Origin of the sequence: Nocardioides thalensis (genome assembly GCF_013410655.1) — a bacterium.
Lineage (GTDB): Bacteria > Actinomycetota > Actinomycetes > Propionibacteriales > Nocardioidaceae > Nocardioides > Nocardioides thalensis.
The window spans coordinates 2,395,443-2,413,734 of sequence record NZ_JACCFP010000001.1; the positions used below are offsets into that span (position 1 = coordinate 2,395,443).

Annotated in this window: 20 protein-coding genes; 7 read left to right on the forward strand and 13 right to left on the reverse strand. The window is 72.0% G+C overall.

Translation table 11 applies throughout. The features are described from left to right. Positions 1 to 969, reverse strand: a complete 969-nt coding sequence (locus tag HNR19_RS11795) for a YihY/virulence factor BrkB family protein (RefSeq protein WP_343047164.1) — start codon at positions 967 to 969, stop codon at positions 1 to 3. A 113-nt stretch (positions 970 to 1,082) separates the two neighbouring features. Here HNR19_RS11795 and HNR19_RS11800 point away from each other — a divergent pair, with 113 nt between their 5' ends. Together HNR19_RS11800 and HNR19_RS11805 are read left to right on the forward strand one after the other, a co-directional pair. Next, the gene (locus HNR19_RS11800; RefSeq protein ID WP_179668095.1) at positions 1,083 to 2,234 is read left to right on the forward strand and encodes a phosphotransferase; all 1,152 of its coding nucleotides are present in this window, start codon (positions 1,083 to 1,085) and stop codon (positions 2,232 to 2,234) included. A gap of 7 nt (positions 2,235 to 2,241) precedes the next feature. After that, positions 2,242 to 2,889: a class I SAM-dependent methyltransferase gene (locus HNR19_RS11805; protein ID WP_179668096.1), complete on the forward strand. Its 648-nt coding sequence runs from the start codon at positions 2,242 to 2,244 to the stop codon at positions 2,887 to 2,889. 27 nt (positions 2,890 to 2,916) lie between these two features. Here the strand turns inward: HNR19_RS11805 and HNR19_RS11810 are convergent, their stop codons facing one another. Continuing rightward, positions 2,917 to 4,377, reverse strand: a complete 1,461-nt coding sequence (locus tag HNR19_RS11810) for a glycine hydroxymethyltransferase (RefSeq protein WP_179668097.1) — start codon at positions 4,375 to 4,377, stop codon at positions 2,917 to 2,919. A gap of 366 nt (positions 4,378 to 4,743) precedes the next feature. Here HNR19_RS11810 and HNR19_RS11815 point away from each other — a divergent pair, with 366 nt between their 5' ends. The 4 genes from HNR19_RS11815 to HNR19_RS11830 are packed head-to-tail and all read left to right on the forward strand — an operon-like array spanning position 4,744 to position 8,204. Continuing rightward, the gene (locus HNR19_RS11815; RefSeq protein WP_179668098.1) at positions 4,744 to 6,468 is read left to right on the forward strand and encodes a nitrite/sulfite reductase; all 1,725 of its coding nucleotides are present in this window, start codon (positions 4,744 to 4,746) and stop codon (positions 6,466 to 6,468) included. Beyond that, positions 6,465 to 6,659 (forward strand): hypothetical protein, encoded by a 195-nt coding sequence (locus tag HNR19_RS11820; RefSeq protein ID WP_179668099.1) that lies wholly within the window; start codon positions 6,465 to 6,467, stop codon positions 6,657 to 6,659. Before HNR19_RS11815 ends, HNR19_RS11820 begins: the two co-directional genes overlap by 4 nt. Further along, positions 6,656 to 7,402 (forward strand): phosphoadenylyl-sulfate reductase, encoded by a 747-nt coding sequence (locus HNR19_RS11825; RefSeq protein ID WP_179668100.1) that lies wholly within the window; start codon positions 6,656 to 6,658, stop codon positions 7,400 to 7,402. Before HNR19_RS11820 ends, HNR19_RS11825 begins: the two co-directional genes overlap by 4 nt. A gap of 58 nt (positions 7,403 to 7,460) precedes the next feature. After that, positions 7,461 to 8,204: a sirohydrochlorin chelatase gene (locus HNR19_RS11830; protein ID WP_179668101.1), complete on the forward strand. Its 744-nt coding sequence runs from the start codon at positions 7,461 to 7,463 to the stop codon at positions 8,202 to 8,204. 7 nt (positions 8,205 to 8,211) lie between these two features. Here the strand turns inward: HNR19_RS11830 and HNR19_RS11835 are convergent, their stop codons facing one another. The 5 genes from HNR19_RS11835 to recA are packed head-to-tail and all read right to left on the reverse strand — an operon-like array spanning position 8,212 to position 11,828. Next, positions 8,212 to 8,613 carry a DUF3037 domain-containing protein gene (locus HNR19_RS11835; RefSeq protein WP_179668102.1) on the reverse strand — a complete coding sequence of 134 codons (402 nt, stop codon included), beginning with the start codon at positions 8,611 to 8,613 and terminating at the stop codon, positions 8,212 to 8,214. Next, a complete protein-coding gene (locus HNR19_RS11840; protein WP_179668103.1) occupies positions 8,610 to 9,377 on the reverse strand; it encodes a HipA family kinase in 768 nt (255 codons plus the stop codon). The genes HNR19_RS11835 and HNR19_RS11840 overlap by 4 nt, the downstream gene beginning before the upstream one ends. Then, a complete protein-coding gene (locus tag HNR19_RS11845; protein WP_179668104.1) occupies positions 9,374 to 10,222 on the reverse strand; it encodes a polyphosphate kinase 2 family protein in 849 nt (282 codons plus the stop codon). The genes HNR19_RS11840 and HNR19_RS11845 overlap by 4 nt, the downstream gene beginning before the upstream one ends. 42 nt (positions 10,223 to 10,264) lie before the next feature. Beyond that, the gene (locus HNR19_RS11850) at positions 10,265 to 10,792 is read right to left on the reverse strand and encodes a RecX family transcriptional regulator (protein WP_179668105.1); all 528 of its coding nucleotides are present in this window, start codon (positions 10,790 to 10,792) and stop codon (positions 10,265 to 10,267) included. Further along, positions 10,776 to 11,828 carry a recombinase RecA gene (recA, locus tag HNR19_RS11855; RefSeq protein WP_179668106.1) on the reverse strand — a complete coding sequence of 351 codons (1,053 nt, stop codon included), beginning with the start codon at positions 11,826 to 11,828 and terminating at the stop codon, positions 10,776 to 10,778. Before recA ends, HNR19_RS11850 begins: the two co-directional genes overlap by 17 nt. A 239-nt stretch (positions 11,829 to 12,067) precedes the next feature. On the opposite strand from recA, the gene HNR19_RS11860 reads away from it, so the two are divergent. Beyond that, a complete protein-coding gene (locus HNR19_RS11860) occupies positions 12,068 to 12,481 on the forward strand; it encodes a RidA family protein (RefSeq protein ID WP_179668107.1) in 414 nt (137 codons plus the stop codon). Here the strand turns inward: HNR19_RS11860 and HNR19_RS11865 are convergent. From HNR19_RS11865 to HNR19_RS11890, 6 genes are read right to left on the reverse strand one after another with little or no spacing between them, the layout of a single operon-like run. Beyond that, entirely contained in the window at positions 12,471 to 13,784 is a 1,314-nt protein-coding gene (locus HNR19_RS11865) for an MFS transporter (RefSeq protein WP_179668108.1), read from the reverse strand. The genes HNR19_RS11860 and HNR19_RS11865 overlap by 11 nt on opposite strands. After that, positions 13,781 to 13,975: a DUF3046 domain-containing protein gene (locus HNR19_RS11870; protein WP_179668109.1), complete on the reverse strand. Its 195-nt coding sequence runs from the start codon at positions 13,973 to 13,975 to the stop codon at positions 13,781 to 13,783. The genes HNR19_RS11865 and HNR19_RS11870 overlap by 4 nt, the downstream gene beginning before the upstream one ends. A 4-nt stretch (positions 13,976 to 13,979) precedes the next feature. Beyond that, entirely contained in the window at positions 13,980 to 14,537 is a 558-nt protein-coding gene (locus HNR19_RS11875; RefSeq protein WP_179668110.1) for a DinB family protein, read from the reverse strand. Positions 14,538 to 14,577: 40 nt separating this feature from the next. Further along, positions 14,578 to 15,750 carry an imidazolonepropionase gene (gene hutI / locus HNR19_RS11880; RefSeq protein WP_179668111.1) on the reverse strand — a complete coding sequence of 391 codons (1,173 nt, stop codon included), beginning with the start codon at positions 15,748 to 15,750 and terminating at the stop codon, positions 14,578 to 14,580. Continuing rightward, entirely contained in the window at positions 15,747 to 16,958 is a 1,212-nt protein-coding gene (locus tag HNR19_RS11885; RefSeq protein WP_179668112.1) for a formimidoylglutamate deiminase, read from the reverse strand. The genes hutI and HNR19_RS11885 overlap by 4 nt, the downstream gene beginning before the upstream one ends. After that, a complete protein-coding gene (locus tag HNR19_RS11890) occupies positions 16,955 to 18,229 on the reverse strand; it encodes an allantoate amidohydrolase (protein ID WP_179668113.1) in 1,275 nt (424 codons plus the stop codon). The genes HNR19_RS11885 and HNR19_RS11890 overlap by 4 nt, the downstream gene beginning before the upstream one ends. Positions 18,230 to 18,292 lie beyond the last annotated feature (63 nt).

The following is an 18,292-nucleotide window of genomic DNA, read 5'->3' on the forward strand; positions in this document are numbered from 1 at the left end:
TCACCAGCGGTCGCGCGCCTGGACGACGCGCTCGCGCAACCGGGCCATCAGCTCCCGCCGCGCGCGCGAGGTCGCCTGCTGCGGGAAGACGGTGTCGAACGCGGCGTTGACCCCCGCGCCGATCAGCACGGCCAGGGCAGCGATGTAGAGCCACAGCAGCACCGCGATGGGCGCGGCGAGCGGGCCGTAGATCGACTTCGACTCAGCAGCGGTGACCGTCAGCACCCAGCGCAACAGGTAGGAGCCGAGGATCCACGCGATGAGCGAGAACGTGGCGCCGGGGAGGTTGAAGCTCCAGTTCGTCCGGACTGGCACCGACACGTGGTAGAGCGTCGCGAGGAAGCAGATGCAGACGATGATGACGACCGGCCAGTAGAAGCTCATGAGGAACTCGGCGCGGTTGGGCAGCCAGCTCCGCACGATCTTCGGGCCCGCCACGATCAGCGGGATCGACACCGCTCCGGTGAGAACCGCCAGGATGTAGAGGAAGAACGACAGCGCCCGGGTCTTGACGATGCCCCGGCTGCCGCCGAGCCCGTGCATGACGGTGATGGTGTCGACGAAGACGTTGAGGGCCCGCGACCCCGACCACAGTGCGAGCACGAAGCCGAGCGAGATCACGTCGAAGCGCCCGCCCTTGAGCACGTCCTCCATGGTCGGCTCGATCACCTTCTCGACCGCCCGCTCCGTCAGGAAGCTGGAGCTGAGGTCGATGACCGCGCGCCGCACGTCCTCGATCTGCGCGGCCGTGAACGTGTCGGACACATACCCGATCGCGCCGGCGAGCGCGAAGATCAGCGGCGGCACCGACAGCACGGCGAAGAACGCACCTTCGGCGGCAAGCCCGGTCACCCGGTACTTCAGGCACGACCCGACCGTGGTGACGATCAGCCGCCAGATCGTGTGCCGGACCCGCTGCAGGAGGGTGCGGTCAGCCGCCTCCGGCGTCTGCGAATCCTCGTCCTGCACGCGCGTTACCGTAGCCGCACCCGCGACCGTCAGCGCTGGCGCCGCGCGACGTCGGCGGGCGCGGCGACCTGAAACTTCCGGCGCTGGTGGCTGTCCGCTGCGATAGTCGGGACATGCACGACCGCGCCGCCCTCGGGGCCGCAGACGTGCCGGACGACGTCCTGGCCGGCATGGTCGCCGACCTGCTCGGCGTCGATGCCGTCGACCTGAGGTCGTCGGTCGCCGTCGAGTTCGCCTACGAGCTCCCGGCGATCACGACCGCCGGGCGCTACTCGGTCAGTGGTACCGCGGTCGCCGCCGGGGAGTCGCGGTCGTTCGCCTTGTTCGTCAAGCACGTGCACGAGTGGTCACGCTCGCCCTTCTTCGCATCGGTGCCGGAGGAGATGCGCGAGATGGCACGAGCGGCAGTGCCGTGGCGCACCGAGGCCGAGGTCTACGCCTCCGACCTGGCCGGGCACCTGCCCGACGGGCTGGAGATGCCGCGGACGCTCGGGGTCCACGAGATCGACGAGTCGTCGTACGCCGTCTGGCTCGAGGTCGTCCCGACGTACGACGCCGCCTGGGACCTCGCCCGCTACCGCCGCGCCGCGCACCTGATGGGACGGTTCGCGGCCTCCGGGCACGTGCGCGAGGTGGCCGCGTCCGTGAGCCACCCGTTCACGATCCGCAACTACGCCGAGGGCCGCTTCAAGAACCAGGTGCTGCCGATGCTGCAGGACGACGGGATCTGGCAGCACCCCGTCGTCGCGGGCGCGTTCGCCGACCTGCGCGACCGGATGCGGTCGGCGGCCGAGGGCGTCGATGCCGTCACCGACGAGCTGCTCGCGATGCCGCACCTGGCGGGCCACGGCGACGCCTGCCCCAACAACCTGCTCCTCACCGCGGGCCACGACGGCTTCACGCTCATCGACTTCGGGTTCTTCACCCTGCTGCCGGTCGGGTTCGACCTCGGGCAGCTGCTCGTGGGCGACGTGCAGATCGGCCGCCGCGACGCGACTGACCTCGCCGAGCGCGACGCGACGATGCTCGCTGCCTACCGGGACGGCCTGGCCGCCGAGGGCGTCGACGTCGATCCCGCGACGCTGCGGCGCGCGCACGCACTGCACGTCGCCCTGTTCACCGGGCTGTCCGCGCTGCCCTTCGAGCTCCTGGAGCTCGAGCCCACGCCGGAGGTCCACCGCGTGGCGGCCGACCGAGCGGCGATCACCCGATTCAGCCTCGACATGCTCGACAAGACGGCCCGCAGCGGCGAGCAACTGGGATAGTTCGGTCATGCCGTTCGCGCCCCCCGACTTCCTCATGAAGGCCCTCAGCCGCCAGCTGGGCGGTCCGTCCGGCTTGTTCGGCAAGCTCGTCGTCGCGCGCAAGCTCAACCAGAACAACGGCGCCGCCATCGCGGCCGCGGTCGAGGCGCTCGAGCTCGCGGGCACGGAGGTCACCGCCGACGTGGGGTTCGGCGGCGGGCTGGGTCTCGACCTGCTGCTGACCGCGCTGCCGGAGGGACAGGTGCACGGGGTCGAGCCGTCACGGGACATGCTGGCCCTGGCGCGCCGTACGCACGAGGCGGCGGTCCGCGACGGCCGCCTCACCCTGCACGAGGCCTCGATGCAGGAGCTGCCGATGGCCGACGGCGCGCTCGACGGCTGGATCAGCCTCAACACGGTCTACTTCGTGAAGGGCGACCTCGCGCCCGCGGCGCGGGAGCTCGCCCGCGTGCTCGCGCCGTCGGGTCGTGGGGTGCTCGGCATCGCCGACCCGGACTGGATGGCCGAGCAGCCCTTCACCCGCTACAACTTCAACCTGCGGCCGGTGCCGGAGGTCGTCGCGACGTTCGAGGAAGCAGGGCTCGCCGTGGAACGACGCGAGGTCGACCGCGAGGGGCCGCGGTTCCACCTGCTGGTGTGCCGCCCGACGCGGTGACAGCGCCCCCGGCGCCCGGCCCGGAGGTCAGGCCAGCTCGAGACCGGGGTAGAGCGGGTGCTTGTCGAGCAGCTCGGCCGAGGCGTCCTTGACCTTCTCGGCGACGCCGTCGGCCAGCGTGTAGGACGCCTTCGAGGGCGTGCCTGCCTTGGTCGTGCCGGGCTCGGTGTTCTGCAGGACGTGGACGATCAGCTCGGCGACCCGGTCGAACTCGTCGTGGCCGAACCCGCGCGTGGTGAGCGCGGGGGTGCCCAGGCGCACGCCGGAGGTGTACCAGGCGCCGTTGGGGTCGGCCGGGACCGAGTTGCGGTTGGTGACCACGCCGGCGTCGAGCAGCGCCGACTCGGCCTGGCGGCCGGTCAGGCCGAACGAGGTGACGTCGAGCAGTACCAGGTGGTTGTCGGTGCCCCCCGTGACCAGCTTGGCGCCGCGGGAGAGGAATCCCTCGGCGAGCGACTTGGCGTTGTCGGCGATCTGCTGCGCGTAGGTCTGGAACGCGGGCTGGCGCGCCTCGGCGAACGCGACCGCCTTCGCGGCCATCACGTGCGAGAGCGGGCCGCCCAGCACCATCGGGCAGCCGCGGTCGACGCTCGGCGCGTACTCCTCGGTGGCGAGGATGAAGCCGCCGCGCGGACCGCGGAGCGACTTGTGCGAGGTGCTGGTGACCACGTGGGCGTGCGGCACCGGGTCCTCGTCGCCGGTGAACACCTTGCCGGCGACCAGCCCCGCGAAGTGCGCCATGTCGACCATCAGCGTCGCACCGACCTCGTCGGCGATCTCGCGCATCTTCGCGAAGTTCACGCGGCGCGGGTAGGCGGAGTAGCCGGCCACCAGGATCAGCGGCCTGAACTCCTTGGCCTTGGCGCGGAGCGCGTCGTAGTCGAGCAGGCCCGTCTCCGGGTCGGTGCCGTACTGCTGCTGGTGGAACATCTTGCCGCTGATGTTGGGGCGGAAGCCGTGCGTCAGGTGGCCGCCGGCGTCGAGGCTCATGCCGAGGAGACGCTGGTTGCCGAGCTCCTTGCGGAGCTTCTCCCAGTCCTCGTCGGACAGCTCGTTCATGTTCTTCACGCCGGCGTCGGTCAGCCAGGGTCCCTCGACGCGGTGGGCGAGGATCGCCCAGTAGGCGGTCAGGTTGGCGTCGATGCCGGAGTGCGGCTGCACGTAGGCGTATTCGGCGCCGAACAGCTCGCGGGCGTGCTCCGCCGCGAGCGCCTCGACGGTGTCGACGTTCTGGCAGCCCGCGTAGAAGCGATGGCCGATGGTGCCCTCGGCGTACTTGTCGGAGAACCAGCTGCCCATCGTCAGCAGCACGGCCGGCGACGCGTAGTTCTCCGAGGCGATCAGCTTGAGCGAGGCGCGCTGGTCGGCCAGCTCCTTGCGCGTCGCCTCCGCGACGCGGGGCTCCACGCTGGCGATGACTTCCAGCGCCTGCTGGTAGGCGCTGCTGACCAGGCCGTTCGAGGGGGTGCTGTTCGACGCGTCGCTCATGGGCGACAGCCTAGGGCCGACGGCCCGGAGTCGGGCAGCACGGTTGCTGCGCGGCGTCGTCCGGCGTGTGACGTCGGTCGCAGGCGCCGCCCTCTGAGCGTGGCAGGCGGGGCCTTCCGTCCAATATCCGGGACGCTCGTCCACATCATGAGATTGCGAGTTGTGGAGCCTCGGTCCGAAAGATGAGACTCATTGACATGGTCTCTGCTGCAACCCATGCGCACCTCGTGGTACGTCGCCACGTGGACTTCGGGCGCACCCGCAGCATGATGTGTTGGCCCTTCTGAGTTCCGTCAGTTCCGACCCCGACGTCTCCGCGCGCCGCGACCGCGAGCAGCGCCTGTTCGAGAAGGACCAAGTCTTCGCATGTCTGATCAGCGTTTCCAGTCCCAGCCGCCGCAGCACACCGACGTGCCCCGCCCCCGCCGGGCCGAGGGCCAGTGGGCGTTCGGCTACCGCGAGCCGCTGAACAAGAACGAGGAGTCGAAGAAGAACGACGACCCCCTCAACGTCCGCGACCGCATCCTCTACATCTACTCCAAGCGCGGCTTCGACTCGATCGACCCGGCCGACCTGCGCGGCCGGTTCCGCTGGATGGGTCTCTACACCCAGCGCAAGCCCGGCATCGAGGGCGGCAAGACGGCGATCCTCGAGGAGGAGGAGCTCGACGACCGCTACTTCATGATGCGGGTCCGCTCCGACGGCAAGCTGCTCTCCGCCGACGCGGTGCGCGCGCTCGGCACGATCGGCCAGGACTTCGCCCGCGACACCGCCGATGTCACCGACCGCGAGAACATCCAGTACCACTGGATCGAGATCGAGAGCGTCCCGGCGATCTGGGAGCGCCTCGACGCGGTCGGGCTGCACTCCATGGAGGCGTGCGGCGACTCGCCGCGACCGTTCCTCGGCTCCCCCGTCGCCGGTGTCGCCGCCGACGAGATCATCGACGGCAGCGAGGCGCTGCGGGAGATCGAGCGGCGCTACCTGAACAACAAGGACTTCTCGAACTTCCCGCGGAAGTTCAAGACCGCGCTCACCGGCCACCCGAGCCACGACGTCGCGCCCGAGGTCAACGACGTGTCGTTCGTCGGCACCGTCCACCCCGAGCACGGTCCCGGCTTCGACGTGTGGGTCGGCGGCGGCCTCTCCACCAACCCGATGCTCGCGCAGAAGCTGGGCGTCTGGATCCCGGTCGGCGAGGTTCCCGACGTGTGGGCCGGCGTCGCGGGCATCTTCCGCGACTACGGCTACCGCCGGCTGCGCTCGCGCGCCCGCCTGAAGTTCCTGGTCGCCGACTGGGGCGTGGAGAAGTTCCGCGAGGTGCTCGAGAAGGAGTACCTCGGCAAGGAGCTCGTCACCAACCCGTCGCCTCCGTCGCCGGTCGGTCACCGCGACCACGTCGGCGTGCACGCGCAGAAGGACGGCAACTTCTACGTCGGCGTCGCCCCCACGGCGGGCCGGATCTCCGGCACCCTGCTGGTCCGGCTGGCCGACGTCATCGAGGAGTTCGACCTCGCCGGGGCCCGGCTAACGCCGTACCAGAAGATCGTGCTGATCGGCGCGAAGCCCGAGGTGGTCGAGGCGCTGGTCGAGCGCCTCGACGAGATCGGCCTCTCCGCCCGGCCGTCGCAGTGGCGCCGCAACACGATGGCCTGCACCGGCATCGAGTTCTGCAAGCTCGCGATCGTCGACACCAAGGAGCGCGCCCGCAAGCTCGTCGCCGAGCTCGAGCACCGCTTCCCCGACCTCGACACCCCGATCACGGTCAACGTCAACGGCTGCCCCAACGCCTGCGCCCGCACCCAGGTCGCCGACATCGGGCTCAAGGGCCAGCTCGTGGTCGACGGAGACGGCAACCAGGTCGAGGGCTTCCAGGTGCACCTCGGCGGCGCGACCGGGCTCAACGCCAACTTCGGCCGCAAGCTGCGGGCGCACAAGGTCACCAGCGCCGGCCTCGACGACTACGTCACCACGGTCGTGACCAACTACCTGGTCGACCGCAAGGACGACGAGATCTTCGCGGACTGGGTCGCCCGGGCCGACGAGGAGCTGCTGCGCGGCGACAAGACGCTCGAGACGGCCACGTCATGAGCGAGCGCGCCGTTCCGTTCCACTGCCCCTACTGCGGGGACGAGGACCTGCGACCCTTCGAGACGCCTCGTACCTCGGCTCCTCAGGGCAAGCCGGGCGACGCCGCGGGCGGCTGGGAGTGCCGCTCCTGCCTGCGCGCCTTCTCCCTGAAGCTGATCGGACTGCTGCGACCCGAAGGAGGCCTGCGATGAGCGCTGCGACCACCGCCCGCGCGCGCCGGGCCCGCGGCACCCAGACCGAGGGCCGCTCCCCCGAGGAGCTGCGCGAGCTGGTGTCCCACTGGGGCGCCGAGCTCGAGCTCGCCCCGGCCGAGGTGATCATCGAGTGGGCCGCCGCGACGTTCGGCGACCGCTTCTGCATCACCTCGTCGATGGGCGACGCCGTGCTCGCCCACCTCGCGTCGAAGGTCGTGCCCGGCATCGACGTCGTCTTCCTCGACACCGGCTACCACTTCGCCGAGACCGTCGGCACCGCCGACGCCGTCAAGCACACGCTGCCGGTCAACCTGCTCACGATCACGCCCGTGCAGAGCGTCGAGGAGCAGGACGCCACCTATGGCAAGGACCTCTACAAGACCGACCCCGACCTGTGCTGCAAGCTGCGCAAGGTCCAGCCGCTCACCGAGTCGCTCGCGGGCTACGACGCCTGGGCGACCGGCCTGCGCCGCGCCGAGACCCACAACCGGGTGATCGCGCCGGTGATCGGCTGGGACGCGAAGAAGCAGAAGGTCAAGGTCTCGCCGATCGCACGCTGGTCGGACGAGCAGGTCGAGAGCTACATCCAGGACAACGGCGTCCTCGTCAACCCACTGGTGTACGACGGCTATCCCTCGATCGGGTGCTGGCCGTGCACGCGCCGAGTAGCCCCGGGCGAGGACCCTCGCAGCGGGCGCTGGGCCGGCACCAACAAGACCGAGTGCGGGATCCATTCGTGACGCCGAAGGCCCCCACCCGTTACATCGCACGTACCGACACATCAGAGAGGGGATTCTGATGGCCGCTCCTGCACTGGTGGCCCTGGCTCACGGCAGCCGGGACCCACGCTCCGCCGCTACGGTGACCGCCCTCGTCAACGAGGTCAAGGCTCAGCGCCCGGACCTCCGCATCGAGAGGGCGTTCCTCGAGCTCTCGAAGCCGAGCTTCGACACGGTCGTCGACAAGCTCGTCCGCGCCGGGCACGAAGAGATCGTCGTCGTACCGCTCCTGCTCGTGGAGGCGTTCCACGCGAAGGTCGACGTGCCCGAGCTGATCGCCTCGGCGACGGCCCGTCACCCCGGGCTGAAGATCCGCGCCACCGACGTGCTCGGGCTCGAGGCGCGCTTCCTGGAGGTGCTCGACGAGCGGCTCCGCGCCGCGCTCAAGGACGCCCGGGTGCGCGAGCTCGACGCCCTGGTGCTGGCGGCCGCCGGCACGTCGGACCCGCTGGCCAACCAGGCCGTCGCCCGGCTGGCCCGGGTCTGGGGCACGCACCACAAGCTGCCGGTCACCGCGGCGTACGCCACCAGCGCTCCCCCGGCGACGGGTGAGGCGGTGCGCGCCTTCCGCGCCGAGGGTCGCCGCCACATCGCGGTCGCGTCGCTCTTCCTCGCGCCGGGCACCCTGCTCGACCGAGCCACCGAGCTCGCCCTCGAGGCCGGCGCTGTCGCGGTGTCCGACCCGCTGGGCGCCCACCCTGAGGTCGCGCGCACGGTGCTGGCGCGCTACGCCGTCGGTGCCGTCGAGCTGGTGCCCGTCTGATCGGGCGCTAACCGACGAGTCGCTCCAGCAGCCGTTCGAGCGCCCGGGCCGGGTCGGCGGTCACCCCGCCGTGGACCGGTCCGGGCTGCACGACCGTGCTGCGGGGCGCCTTGAGGAACCCGAAGCGCTGGCTCTGGGTGTGGCCGGCCACCGCTCCGCCGCGCTCGTCACCCGCGCACACCCCGTCGATGAAGGTGAGGGCGTCGCAGACACGGTCGATGTCGAGCGTCGGGTCGAGGGCGCGCAGCCGGTCGGCGTCGCAGTGCCAGAGCGCGGCGAGGTAGTCGAGCGCCTGGCAGTAGAGCACCACCCCGACGTTGACGAACTCCTCCCGATCGACCCGCGGCACGCACCGCAGGACGACGTACTGATAGGCCTGCGTGGGGGTCCTCGTCGTCTCCCTCGTCACGACGCGACCTCCGGCAGCCAGGCCCGCGAGCGCACCCGGGCAGCGAAGAACGAGACGTACGCCGCCCGCAGCTCCTCGGGCGAGTCCGCCCCGGGAACGGGCTCGAGCCACACGTCGGGGACCTCGGCGACGACCTCGGTGAGGACGTCGTCCGTCAACCGGGCGCGGAGGTCCGCGTCGACGTCGGCGACCTTGCCGAGCGCGGAGCCGAGGACGTGGTCGGAGGCGTCCCAGGGCTGGCGGGCGAACCGCTCCGGGTCACCCACCCCGCCCGGCCAGGAGTGGTGGAAGTAGAGCGACGCGCCGTGGTCGATGACCCAGAGGTCGTCCTGCCAGCGCAGCAGGTTGGGGTTGCGCCACGACCGGTCGACGTTGGCGATGAAGGCGTCGAGCCAGATCACCGTCGCCGCCTCGGTCGGGTCGACGTCGCTGGCGCCGTCGAAGCCGAAGGATCCCGGCAGGAAGTCGATGCCCAGGTTGGCGCCCGCGCTGGCGGTGAGCAGGTCCTGGACCTCCTCGTCGGCCTCGTAGCGGGCGAGGTCGGGGTCGAGGTCGAGCACCACGAGGTCCGGCGTGCGCAGCCCGAGCCGCCGGGCGATCCCGGCGGCGATGACCTCCGCGACGAGAACCCGCGGGCCCTGGCCGGCACCGCGGAACTTGCAGACGTACGTGCCGAGGTCGTCGGCCTCGACGATCCCCGGGAGGCTGCCGCCCTCGCGCAGCGGGGTGACGTAGCGGGTGACCGTGACGGAGGGAAGCGTCACGACAGCGGGTCCTCCTCGGCGAGGCGCCGCTTCTCGTGCTCGACGTCGAAGTCGGCGGCCGGCCACCCGAGCTGGAACGAGGACAGCGCGTCGAGGAGCAGGTGACCGATCGCGAGGTTGCGGTACCACTTCCGGTCGGCGGGGATGACGTACCACGGCGCCGCGTCGGTGTGGGTGCGCTCGATGGCGAGCTCGTAGGCCTCCTGGTAGGCCGGCCAGTGCTCACGCTCGTCGATGTCGCCGGGGTTGTACTTCCAGTGCTTGGTCGGGTCGTCGAGCCGGGCGAGTAGCCGTTCCTTCTGCTCCTCGGCCGAGATGTGCAGCATGCACTTCAGCACGACGGTGCCGTGCTCGACCAACTCCTCCTCGAAGGAGTTGATCGCGTCGTAGCGGCGCTCGATCTCCTCCGGCTTCGCGAGCCCGCGGACGCGCGCGATCAGCACGTCCTCGTAGTGCGAACGGTCGAAGACGCCGACGTAGCCCGGGCCCGGGAGCGCCTTGCGGATGCGCCAGAGGAAGTCGTGCTCGAGCTCCTCGGGCGTGGGCGCTTTGAACGAGGTGATCCGCACGCCCTGCGGGTCGATCAGGCCGACGGTCGAGCGCAGCGTGCCGCCCTTGCCCGAGGTGTCCATGCCTTGGAGCACCAGGAGCAGGCTGCGGTGGCCGCCGGAGCGACCGTGCGCGAAGAGCCGCTCCTGGAGGTCGGCGAGATCGGGCCCGAGCGCCTCGAGGGCGTCGATGCCCTCGTGCTTCTTGCCGGAGAAGCCCGGCGTGGCGTCGGTCGCGATCGCCGACAGGTCGACCGGACCGGACTGCGCGCGGAGCGCGGGCACGAGATCGCTCATGGCGCGATCCTTGCAGAGCGGGCCAGCCCGCTCCTACCTCCGTCAGAGCGATTCGTCGGCGGAACCGTGCGCGTCGAGGTCGAGCTCGGACCGCACCACCGCGAACGCCATCCCCGCCGGGTAGCCCTTGCGGGCCAACATCCCGGCCAGGCGGCGCGCCGCGGTCGTCTCGTCGACGCCGCGCATCGAGCGCAGCTTCTTGCGGACCAGCGCCCGGGCGGCCTCCTCCTCGGACGCCGGGTCGACCTCGTCGAGCACCTCGCGCGCGGTCTCGTCGGCGACGCCCTTGCGCCGCAGCTCCTGCGCGAGGGCGCGCCGGGCCAGGCCGCGCGTGCGCTGGCGGCTGTCGACCCAGGACCGGGCGAAGGCCTCGTCGTCGATCAGCCCGACCTCCTCGAACCGGTCGAGCAGCGGACCCGCCACGTCGTCGGGGACGTTGCGGCGGGTCAGCCGCTCGGCCAGCTCGTGCCGGCTGCGGGCCTGGCCCGTCAGCTGGTCGAGCAGGATCTTCCGCGCGACCGACTCGTGGTCGGCCTCGGGGTCGAACTCGGGGTCAGAAGCTGTCGACACCGATGGGCTCGTCGGAGAGGTCGTTCTCGGCGTCCACCTGCGGGCCGACGCCGAGCTTCTCGAGGATCTTCTTCTCGAGCTCGTTGGCGAGGTCGGGGTTGTCCTTGAGGAACTTCCGCGAGTTCTCCTTGCCCTGCCCGAGCTGGTCGCCCTCGTAGGTGTACCAGGCGCCGGCCTTGCGGACGAGGCCCGCCTCGACGCCCACGTCGATCAGCCCGCCCTCGCGGCTGATGCCCTTGCCGTACATGATGTCGAACTCGGCCTGCTTGAACGGCGGGGCCACCTTGTTCTTGACGACCTTGACCCGGGTGCGGTTGCCGACCATGTCGGTGCCGTCCTTGAGGGTCTCGATCCGGCGCACGTCGAGACGCACCGAGGAGTAGAACTTCAGTGCCCGGCCACCCGTGGTGGTCTCCGGGGACCCGAACATGACGCCGATCTTCTCGCGCAGCTGGTTGATGAAGATCGCGGTGGTGCCGGAGTTGTTGAGGGCACCGGTCATCTTGCGCAGCGCCTGGCTCATCAGCCGCGCCTGGAGGCCGACGTGGCTGTCGCCCATCTCGCCCTCGATCTCGGCGCGGGGCACGAGCGCGGCGACGGAGTCGATGACGATCAGGTCGAGCGCGCCCGAGCGGATCAGCATGTCGGCGATCTCGAGGGCCTGCTCACCGGAGTCGGGCTGCGAGACCAGCAGGGCGTCGGTGTCGACGCCGAGGGCCTTCGCGTACTCAGGGTCGAGCGCGTGCTCGGCGTCGATGAACGCCACGATGCCGCCGGCGGCCTGCGCGTTGGCGACCGCGTGGAGGGCGACGGTCGTCTTTCCGGAGGACTCCGGCCCGTAGATCTCCACGACCCGACCACGCGGCAGGCCACCGAGGCCCAGCGCCACGTCGAGTGCGATCGACCCGGTGGGGATGATCTCGAGCGGGGCGCGGCTCTCGTCACCGAGGCGCATCACCGACCCCTTGCCGTAAGCCTTCTCGATGTTGAGCAGCGCTGCGTCGAGCGCCTTGGTGCGGTCGTCTCCGGCGGCCATGTGCCTCAGTCCTTCGTCTGTCGTGATCGGGCCAGGTACATCGGCGACGCTAGGACGGGGTCCCGACACAGCCTGGTCAGCCGGGTCGTGGGTGTGGACGAGTGGTCCGCGCGTCATACCTGTGGGCGGCAGGTGGCTCGCACCTCCGCCGTACGACACAACCTAGAACAAGTGTTCGACACAACGGGGAGGCGGGTCCGGCGTGTCGCGTTGTCGGCGGCGGCTCCTACGTTGCTGGCATGAGCCAGACGAGCGACATCCAGCTGCTGAAGCCCGCAGGCCTCGTGCAGAGCCCGGCGTTCAGCCACGTGGCCGTCGTGCCTCCGGGCGCGACCACCATCCTGGTCGGCGGCCAGAACGCCGTGACCGCAGACGGGTCGCTGGTCGGCGGTGACGACCCAGCTGCCCAGACCGCGCAGGTGATGACCAACCTCCGCGTCGCGCTCGAGGCGGCAGGCGCCACGCTCGACGACCTGGTGTCGGTCACGGTGCTGCTGGCGCAGGGCACCGACATCGCCGCGGCCTACGGCGCGGCAGCCGCCGCGCTCCCCCGGACCGAGACGCCGCCGCTCGTCACCGCCGCGATCGTCTCGGCGCTCGGCGTGCCGGGCGCGCTGGTCGAGGTGAGCGCCGTCGCCGCCGTCACCCGCTGACCGCTGCGGACGGCTCGGCAAGAGCGTGCGCTCGTACGGCGGAGCCGAGCACGCCGAGCGCGAGCACCAGCGTGACCAGGGCCAGCGTGGGGTAGCCCGAGACGTCGACCACCACGCCCGCGACCAGGCCGGCGGCCGCGGCCGTCAGGCCCATCACCAGGTCGGCAGCGCCCTGCACGTCGGTGCGCGACGCGAGCGGCGCGTGCTCGGCGACCATCGTCGACGAGGACACCATCGCCAGCGACCAGCCGACGCCGAGCAGGAACAGGCCCGCCGTCACCTGCCAGGACATCCCGTCGGGCGACGAGGCGCAGAGCACGAGGGCACAGACGAGCACGAGCGCGCCAACACCGAGGACCGGTGGCCGGCCGACGCGGTCGGCGAGCACGCCGACCAGCGGGGAGAACGCGAACATGCCGAGCACGTGGACGCTGATGACCAGGCCGATCACCTCGAGCCCGGCTCCCCCGTGCTCCATGTGCAGCGGGGTCATCACCATCACCGCGATCATCGTCGCGTGGGCGAGCGCGAGCCCGGCGACGGCGTAGGCGATCACGGGGCGCTCACGCGTCGCCGCCACCGCCCGGGACCACGAGCTCCCGGACGGCTCCGCGGCCTCGGCGTTTGCCTGCGCGCGCTCCGCGGCCCGGGCGACCAGCAGCGGGTCGGGGCGGAGCAGCAGCCCGGAGACGAGCGCGGCGAGCAGGAGGCCGATGGCGCCGAACGCGAACGGGCCAGTGAGCTCCGGGATGTCGACCGCCTCGGCGAACGCGCCCGCGGGGCCGGTGAGGTTGGGCCCCAGCACCGCGCCGATGGTCGTCGCCCACACCACGACGGACAGTGAACGGGCACGGTTGTCGTCGGTGGCGAGGTCGGTCGCCGCGTAGCGGGCCGCGTTGTTGGCCGAGGTCGCCGCACCGAGCATGACGGCGCCCAGGATCAGCAGCACCATCGACCCGACGACTCCGGAAAGCACGGCGATCGCGCCGCCCCCTGCGGCCACGAGGTAGCCGGTGGTGAGCCCGATCCGGCGGCCGCGTCGGCCCATCAGCGAGGCGAGCAGGAACGAGATCACGGCGGCGCCGAGCACCTGCGCGGTCTGCGCGAGGCCCGAGAGCGCCTCGGAGCCGGAGAGGTCGCGCGCGAGCAGCGAGGCGGTCGCGATGCCGATGGTGATGCCGACGGCGCCGACCGCCTGGGTCAGCACCAGGACGCGGACGGTGCGGCGCTGGAGCCGTGCGAGGTCCTCGGGCGGTCGCGTGACCGTCGCGGGGCGATCTCCTCGACCAGCGGAGAGCGTCATCGCTCGCGCGCCGGCAGCTCCAGGGCGCTCCACACGGCGCGCCAGACCTCCTTGGGCTCGACCCCGGCGTCGAGCGCCTGCCGCGCCGTACGCCCGCCGAGCTCGGCCATCACGAACTGGTCGGCCCAGACACGCGAGTAGTCGCGCCCGAGGGTGTGGTCGAGCCGTGCCCAGAACTCCGTGTGCCTCACGTGGTCATGCTCCCCCACGGTCGGCGTCATGCACCCACCGGACGTCCCAGAGGTGGTGGACGACGTCGTGCAGATGGTAGCGACCCAAGGTGTCGACGGTGAACTCGCTGCCGTTGCTGCGCCGCCCCCGGCGCTGCCACGCCTCGCCCTCGACGTCGTCGTAGGTCGCCGCGACGCGGTCGGCCTCCTCGAGCAGCTCGGGCGCGACCTGGTCGGGCTGCTGCAGGTCGTAGCGCTCGGCGACGGCGGTCTCGTCCTGGTCCCAGTTGGCGAACTCCGGGTCGTCGCGGCCGAGCATCAGCGCGGCGCGGGCACCGAACGTGCGGTGCACGTCGCGGACGTGGGCGGCGTACTCCGCCGGGGACCACACGGTCGGCTCGGGGCGCCTCGCCGCGTCCGGGGTGGCGAGCACCTGCTGCCAGCGCTCGGCGTTGTCGCGGATGACGTCGCCGATGCCGGCGGGGTCGACCGTGGTGGCGTCGAACCCGCAGTCGGGGCAGGGGCGCTCGAGCACCCAGGTCCAGTCCTTGGTGTCGGGCTCGATCATCGAGGGCTCGCTCATGGCTCCATCCTCCCAAGCGGCGCCGACGGCCGACGAGGGATTACCGGCCACCGGTCGTCGATCGACCGCCAATCCAGGTCTCCCGCACCAGCGGGACTCCGGGCCGGTAGGCCAGGTGCACGTGGCTCGGCGCGTCGAGCAGCACCAGGTCGGCGCGGCTGCCGACCGTCAGGTGCCCGACGTCGTCGCGGTCCAGGGCCCGCGCTCCCCCGGCGGTGGCGGCGTGCACCGCCTCGGCCGGCGTCATCCCCATGTCGCGCACCGCGACGGCGATGCAGAACGGCATCGACGAGGTGTACGACGAGCCCGGGTTGCAGTCGCTCGCCAGCGCCACCGTCACGCCGGCGTCGACCAGCCGGCGCGCGTCGGGATAGGGCTGACGCGTCGAGAACTCCACGCCCGGCAGCAGCGTGGCCACCGTGCCGGCGTCGCGCAGCGCATGGACGTCGTCGTCGGTGAGGTACGTGCAGTGGTCGACGGCGACCAGCCCGAGCTCCGCGGCTAGCCGGACGCCCGGACCGGGGCCGAGCTGGTTGGCGTGCAGCCGTCCGCGGAGACCGGCATCGGCGCCGGCAGCCAGCACCGTCCGCGCCTGGTCGGCGTCGAACGCGCCCGTCTCGCAGAACGCGTCGATCCAGCGGGCGTACGGCGCCGCGGCCTCGAGCATGGGGCCGGTCACGAGGTCGACGTACGCCGCCGGGTCACCGGCGTGCTCGGGCGGCACCACGTGGGCGCCGAGGAACGTCGTCTCCTCCGTGAACTGCCGGGCGATCGCGAGCGACCGGGCCTCGTCGGTCACCGACAGGCCGTAGCCGGACTTGATCTCGACGGTGGTGGTGCCCTGGCGTCGCATCTCGTGCACCAGGCGCGCAGTGTTGGCGATGAGCTCGTCGTCGGAGGCCGCGCGGGTGGCGGCCACGGTGGTGCGGATGCCACCTGCGGCGTACGACTCCCCCGCCATCCGGGCCGCGAACTCGGGTGCACGGTCGCCGGCGAAGACGAGGTGGCTGTGGCTGTCGACGAAGCCGGGGAGCACCGCCCGTCCGCCCGCGTCGACGACCTCGTCGGCCGCCGGTGCGTCGGCGGCGCGGCCCACCCACGCGACGGCGCCCTCGTCCATCACCAGCGCTGCGTCGGTGACGATCCCGAGGAGGTCGTCGGCGGCGGGGTCGTTGGTGACCAGCTCGCCGATGTTCGTGACGACGGTGCTCATCGCGGCACCACGTCCGCGGCGGTGGCGGCGTACACCAGCGTCTCCGGGGTCGCGCCGCACCCGCGCGTGCGCGGCGTCGTCAGGTCGACGGTGACCAGGTCGGCGCGCTGCCCGGGCGCGAGCCGGCCGGCGTCGTCGAACCCGAGCGAGGCGTGGCCGTCGTACGTCGCTGCCGCCAGCAGCTCGGACGCGGACCAGTGGCCACGCTCGCCAGTGCGCAGCCGGTCGTGCATCTCCACGGCGCGCATCTCCTCGAACAGGTCGATCACGGCGTGGCTGTCGGAGCCGAGGGTCAGGCGCGCACCGGCATCCGCCAGCGCGCGCGCCCGGCCGAGCCCGTCGGCGAGGTCGCGCTCGGTGGTCGGGCACATGCACACGAACGCGCGCGCCTCGCCCAGCAGCCGCACGTCGTCGTCGGTGAGGTGGGTGGCGTGCACCGCCGTCAGGTTCGGGCCCAGGACGCCCTCCTCGGCAAGCAGCGCGGTCGGCGTGAGGCCGTGGGCGGCCAGGCACTCCTCGTTCTCCGCGGGCTGCTCGGACAGGTGCACGTGGAGCGGCCTGCCGGCGGCCCAGGCGGCGACCGCCTTCAGCTGCTCGCGCGGCACCGCGCGGACGGAGTGGATCGCCGCGCCGACCCGCGGGTCGTCGAAGGCGTCCACCCGCTCCGCCCACCGGTCGGCCGACCCGTCGCTGAACCTCCGCTGCACGCCCTCGGGCGCGCGCCCGATGCCGGCGGCGAGGTAGCAGGTGTCGAGCAGCCGGATCCGGATCCCGGCGTCGTCGGCCGCCGCCAGGAGCGCGCGACCCATCTCGTTCGGGTCGTCGTACGGCGTGCCGTCGGGCTGATGGTGCAGGTAGTGGAACTCGCCGACCGCTCCGATGCCGGCGTCCCGCATCTCCGCGTAGACCTCGCGGGCCAGCTCGAAGTAGGTGTCGGGGGTGAGCTCCGCCGCGATCCGGTACATCTCCTCGCGCCAGCTCCAGAAGCTGCCGCGACGCTGGGCGCGGGCGCGCAGCGCGCGGTGGAAGGCATGCGAGTGGCCGTTCGCGAGGGCGGGGAGCGTCAGCCCGCGCCGGGGCGCGGCCGGACGCTCGGTGTCGACCTCCACGGAGGTGATGACGCCGTCCTCGGCGTCCACCCGGACGACGTCGCGGACCTCGCCGTCGGTGTCGCCGAGCCAGGCGTGCTCGAGCAGCTGGGCGGTCATGTGAGGAGCCTCTGCAACGCGTCCGCCAGGGCGTCGACCCCGACGAGGCAGTCGGCCGTCTCGGCGTGCTCGACCGGCGAGTGCGAGACGCCGGTCGGGTTGCGCACGAACAGCATCGCGCTCGGGATGCCCGCGGCCTGGAGGATGCCGGCGTCGTGCCCGGCCTGCGTCGGAAGCTTGGGTACGCCGCCGCCGACCTGGGTGGTGAGGTCGTCGTCGAAGCGCACGTCGCCGGAGACGGACTCGGCCGTGATCGTCACCGACGTGCCGTCGCGGTCCGCCCGCTCGGCCGCGATCCGGCCGATCACGGCGACCATCTCGTCGAGCGCCGCCTCGCTCTCGGCCCGCGCGTCGAGCCACGCGGTCACGCGCGACGGGACCGCGTTGGTCCCGTTCGGCGCCACCTCGACGCGGCCGAACGTCGCGCGCTGCCCGGCCAGGCGAGCCTGCTTGTTGGCCGCGAGAGCCGTCATCGCGTAGGTCAGCATCGGGTCGGCGCGATCCTCCATCCGCGTGGTGCCGGCGTGGTCCGCCCGCCCGCGCACGTCGTACCGCCAGCGCCCGTGCGGCCAGATCCCACTTGCGACGCCGACCGGCGCGTCGAGGTCGACGAGGCCGCGGCCCTGCTCGACGTGGAGCTCCACGTAGCACCCCACCTGTGCCAGCCATCCGCCGAGTCGTCCCGTCTTCACGCCCTCAGCGTGCCGAGTCGGCCCGTGATCACCAGCCGACTCGCCACCTTCCACGAGGTCGCCGAGCCGGATGCCGTCGGCGTCCCGCAGCTCGCGGGCGTCTTCCCAGGTGGTGGCACCGGTCGCGAGCCGGGAGCCGAGGCAGGCGCGCCCGAACCGCGACCCCTCCTCCTCGGCAAACACCGCGACCCCGAGCGGGCGGGCCGGCTCGACCCCGCGCCCGCGCAGCATGTCGACCGCCGCGAGCGCGGAGACAACACCCAGCGGCCCGTCGAACGCGCCTCCGTCGGGGACGGAGTCGAGGTGGCTGCCCGTGAGAACCGAGTCGAGTCCGCCCTCATGGTTCGCCGAATCCGACCTCATGGTTCGCCCAGTTGACCCTGGTGGTCGCCACCAGGCGACGAAGTTCCCGAACGAGTCCTCCTCGACTCCAAGACCGCGAGCGGCGGCCTGGTCGCGGAACCATCCGCGCAGCTCGAGCTCCGCGGCGCCCCACCCGGGACGAAAGTAGCCACCCGACGCGGCCGACCGTCCGATGGGCGCGAGGTCGCGCCACATCCGTTCGAAGTCGTCAGGCATCGTCACACTCCGTGTCGGCCTCCCGCTGGCGAGCGCCACCGAGGCCGACTCGACCAACCATGG

Coding starts and splice junctions, on each gene's coding strand:
- HNR19_RS11800 (WP_179668095.1), top strand. CDS start 1,083: ATGCACGACCGCGCCGCCCTCGGGGCCGCAGACGTGCCGGACGACGTC.
- HNR19_RS11805 (WP_179668096.1), top strand. CDS start 2,242: ATGCCGTTCGCGCCCCCCGACTTCCTCATGAAGGCCCTCAGCCGCCAG.
- HNR19_RS11810 (WP_179668097.1), bottom strand. CDS start 4,377: ATGAGCGACGCGTCGAACAGCACCCCCTCGAACGGCCTGGTCAGCAGC.
- HNR19_RS11815 (WP_179668098.1), top strand. CDS start 4,744: ATGTCTGATCAGCGTTTCCAGTCCCAGCCGCCGCAGCACACCGACGTG.
- HNR19_RS11820 (WP_179668099.1), top strand. CDS start 6,465: ATGAGCGAGCGCGCCGTTCCGTTCCACTGCCCCTACTGCGGGGACGAG.
- HNR19_RS11825 (WP_179668100.1), top strand. CDS start 6,656: ATGAGCGCTGCGACCACCGCCCGCGCGCGCCGGGCCCGCGGCACCCAG.
- HNR19_RS11830 (WP_179668101.1), top strand. CDS start 7,461: ATGGCCGCTCCTGCACTGGTGGCCCTGGCTCACGGCAGCCGGGACCCA.
- HNR19_RS11845 (WP_179668104.1), bottom strand. CDS start 10,222: ATGAGCGATCTCGTGCCCGCGCTCCGCGCGCAGTCCGGTCCGGTCGAC.
- recA (WP_179668106.1), bottom strand. CDS start 11,828: ATGGCCGCCGGAGACGACCGCACCAAGGCGCTCGACGCAGCGCTGCTC.
- HNR19_RS11860 (WP_179668107.1), top strand. CDS start 12,068: ATGAGCCAGACGAGCGACATCCAGCTGCTGAAGCCCGCAGGCCTCGTG.
- HNR19_RS11865 (WP_179668108.1), bottom strand. CDS start 13,784: ATGACGCTCTCCGCTGGTCGAGGAGATCGCCCCGCGACGGTCACGCGA.
- HNR19_RS11875 (WP_179668110.1), bottom strand. CDS start 14,537: ATGAGCGAGCCCTCGATGATCGAGCCCGACACCAAGGACTGGACCTGG.
- hutI (WP_179668111.1), bottom strand. CDS start 15,750: ATGAGCACCGTCGTCACGAACATCGGCGAGCTGGTCACCAACGACCCC.
- HNR19_RS11885 (WP_179668112.1), bottom strand. CDS start 16,958: ATGACCGCCCAGCTGCTCGAGCACGCCTGGCTCGGCGACACCGACGGC.
- HNR19_RS11890 (WP_179668113.1), bottom strand. CDS start 18,229: ATGCCTGACGACTTCGAACGGATGTGGCGCGACCTCGCGCCCATCGGA.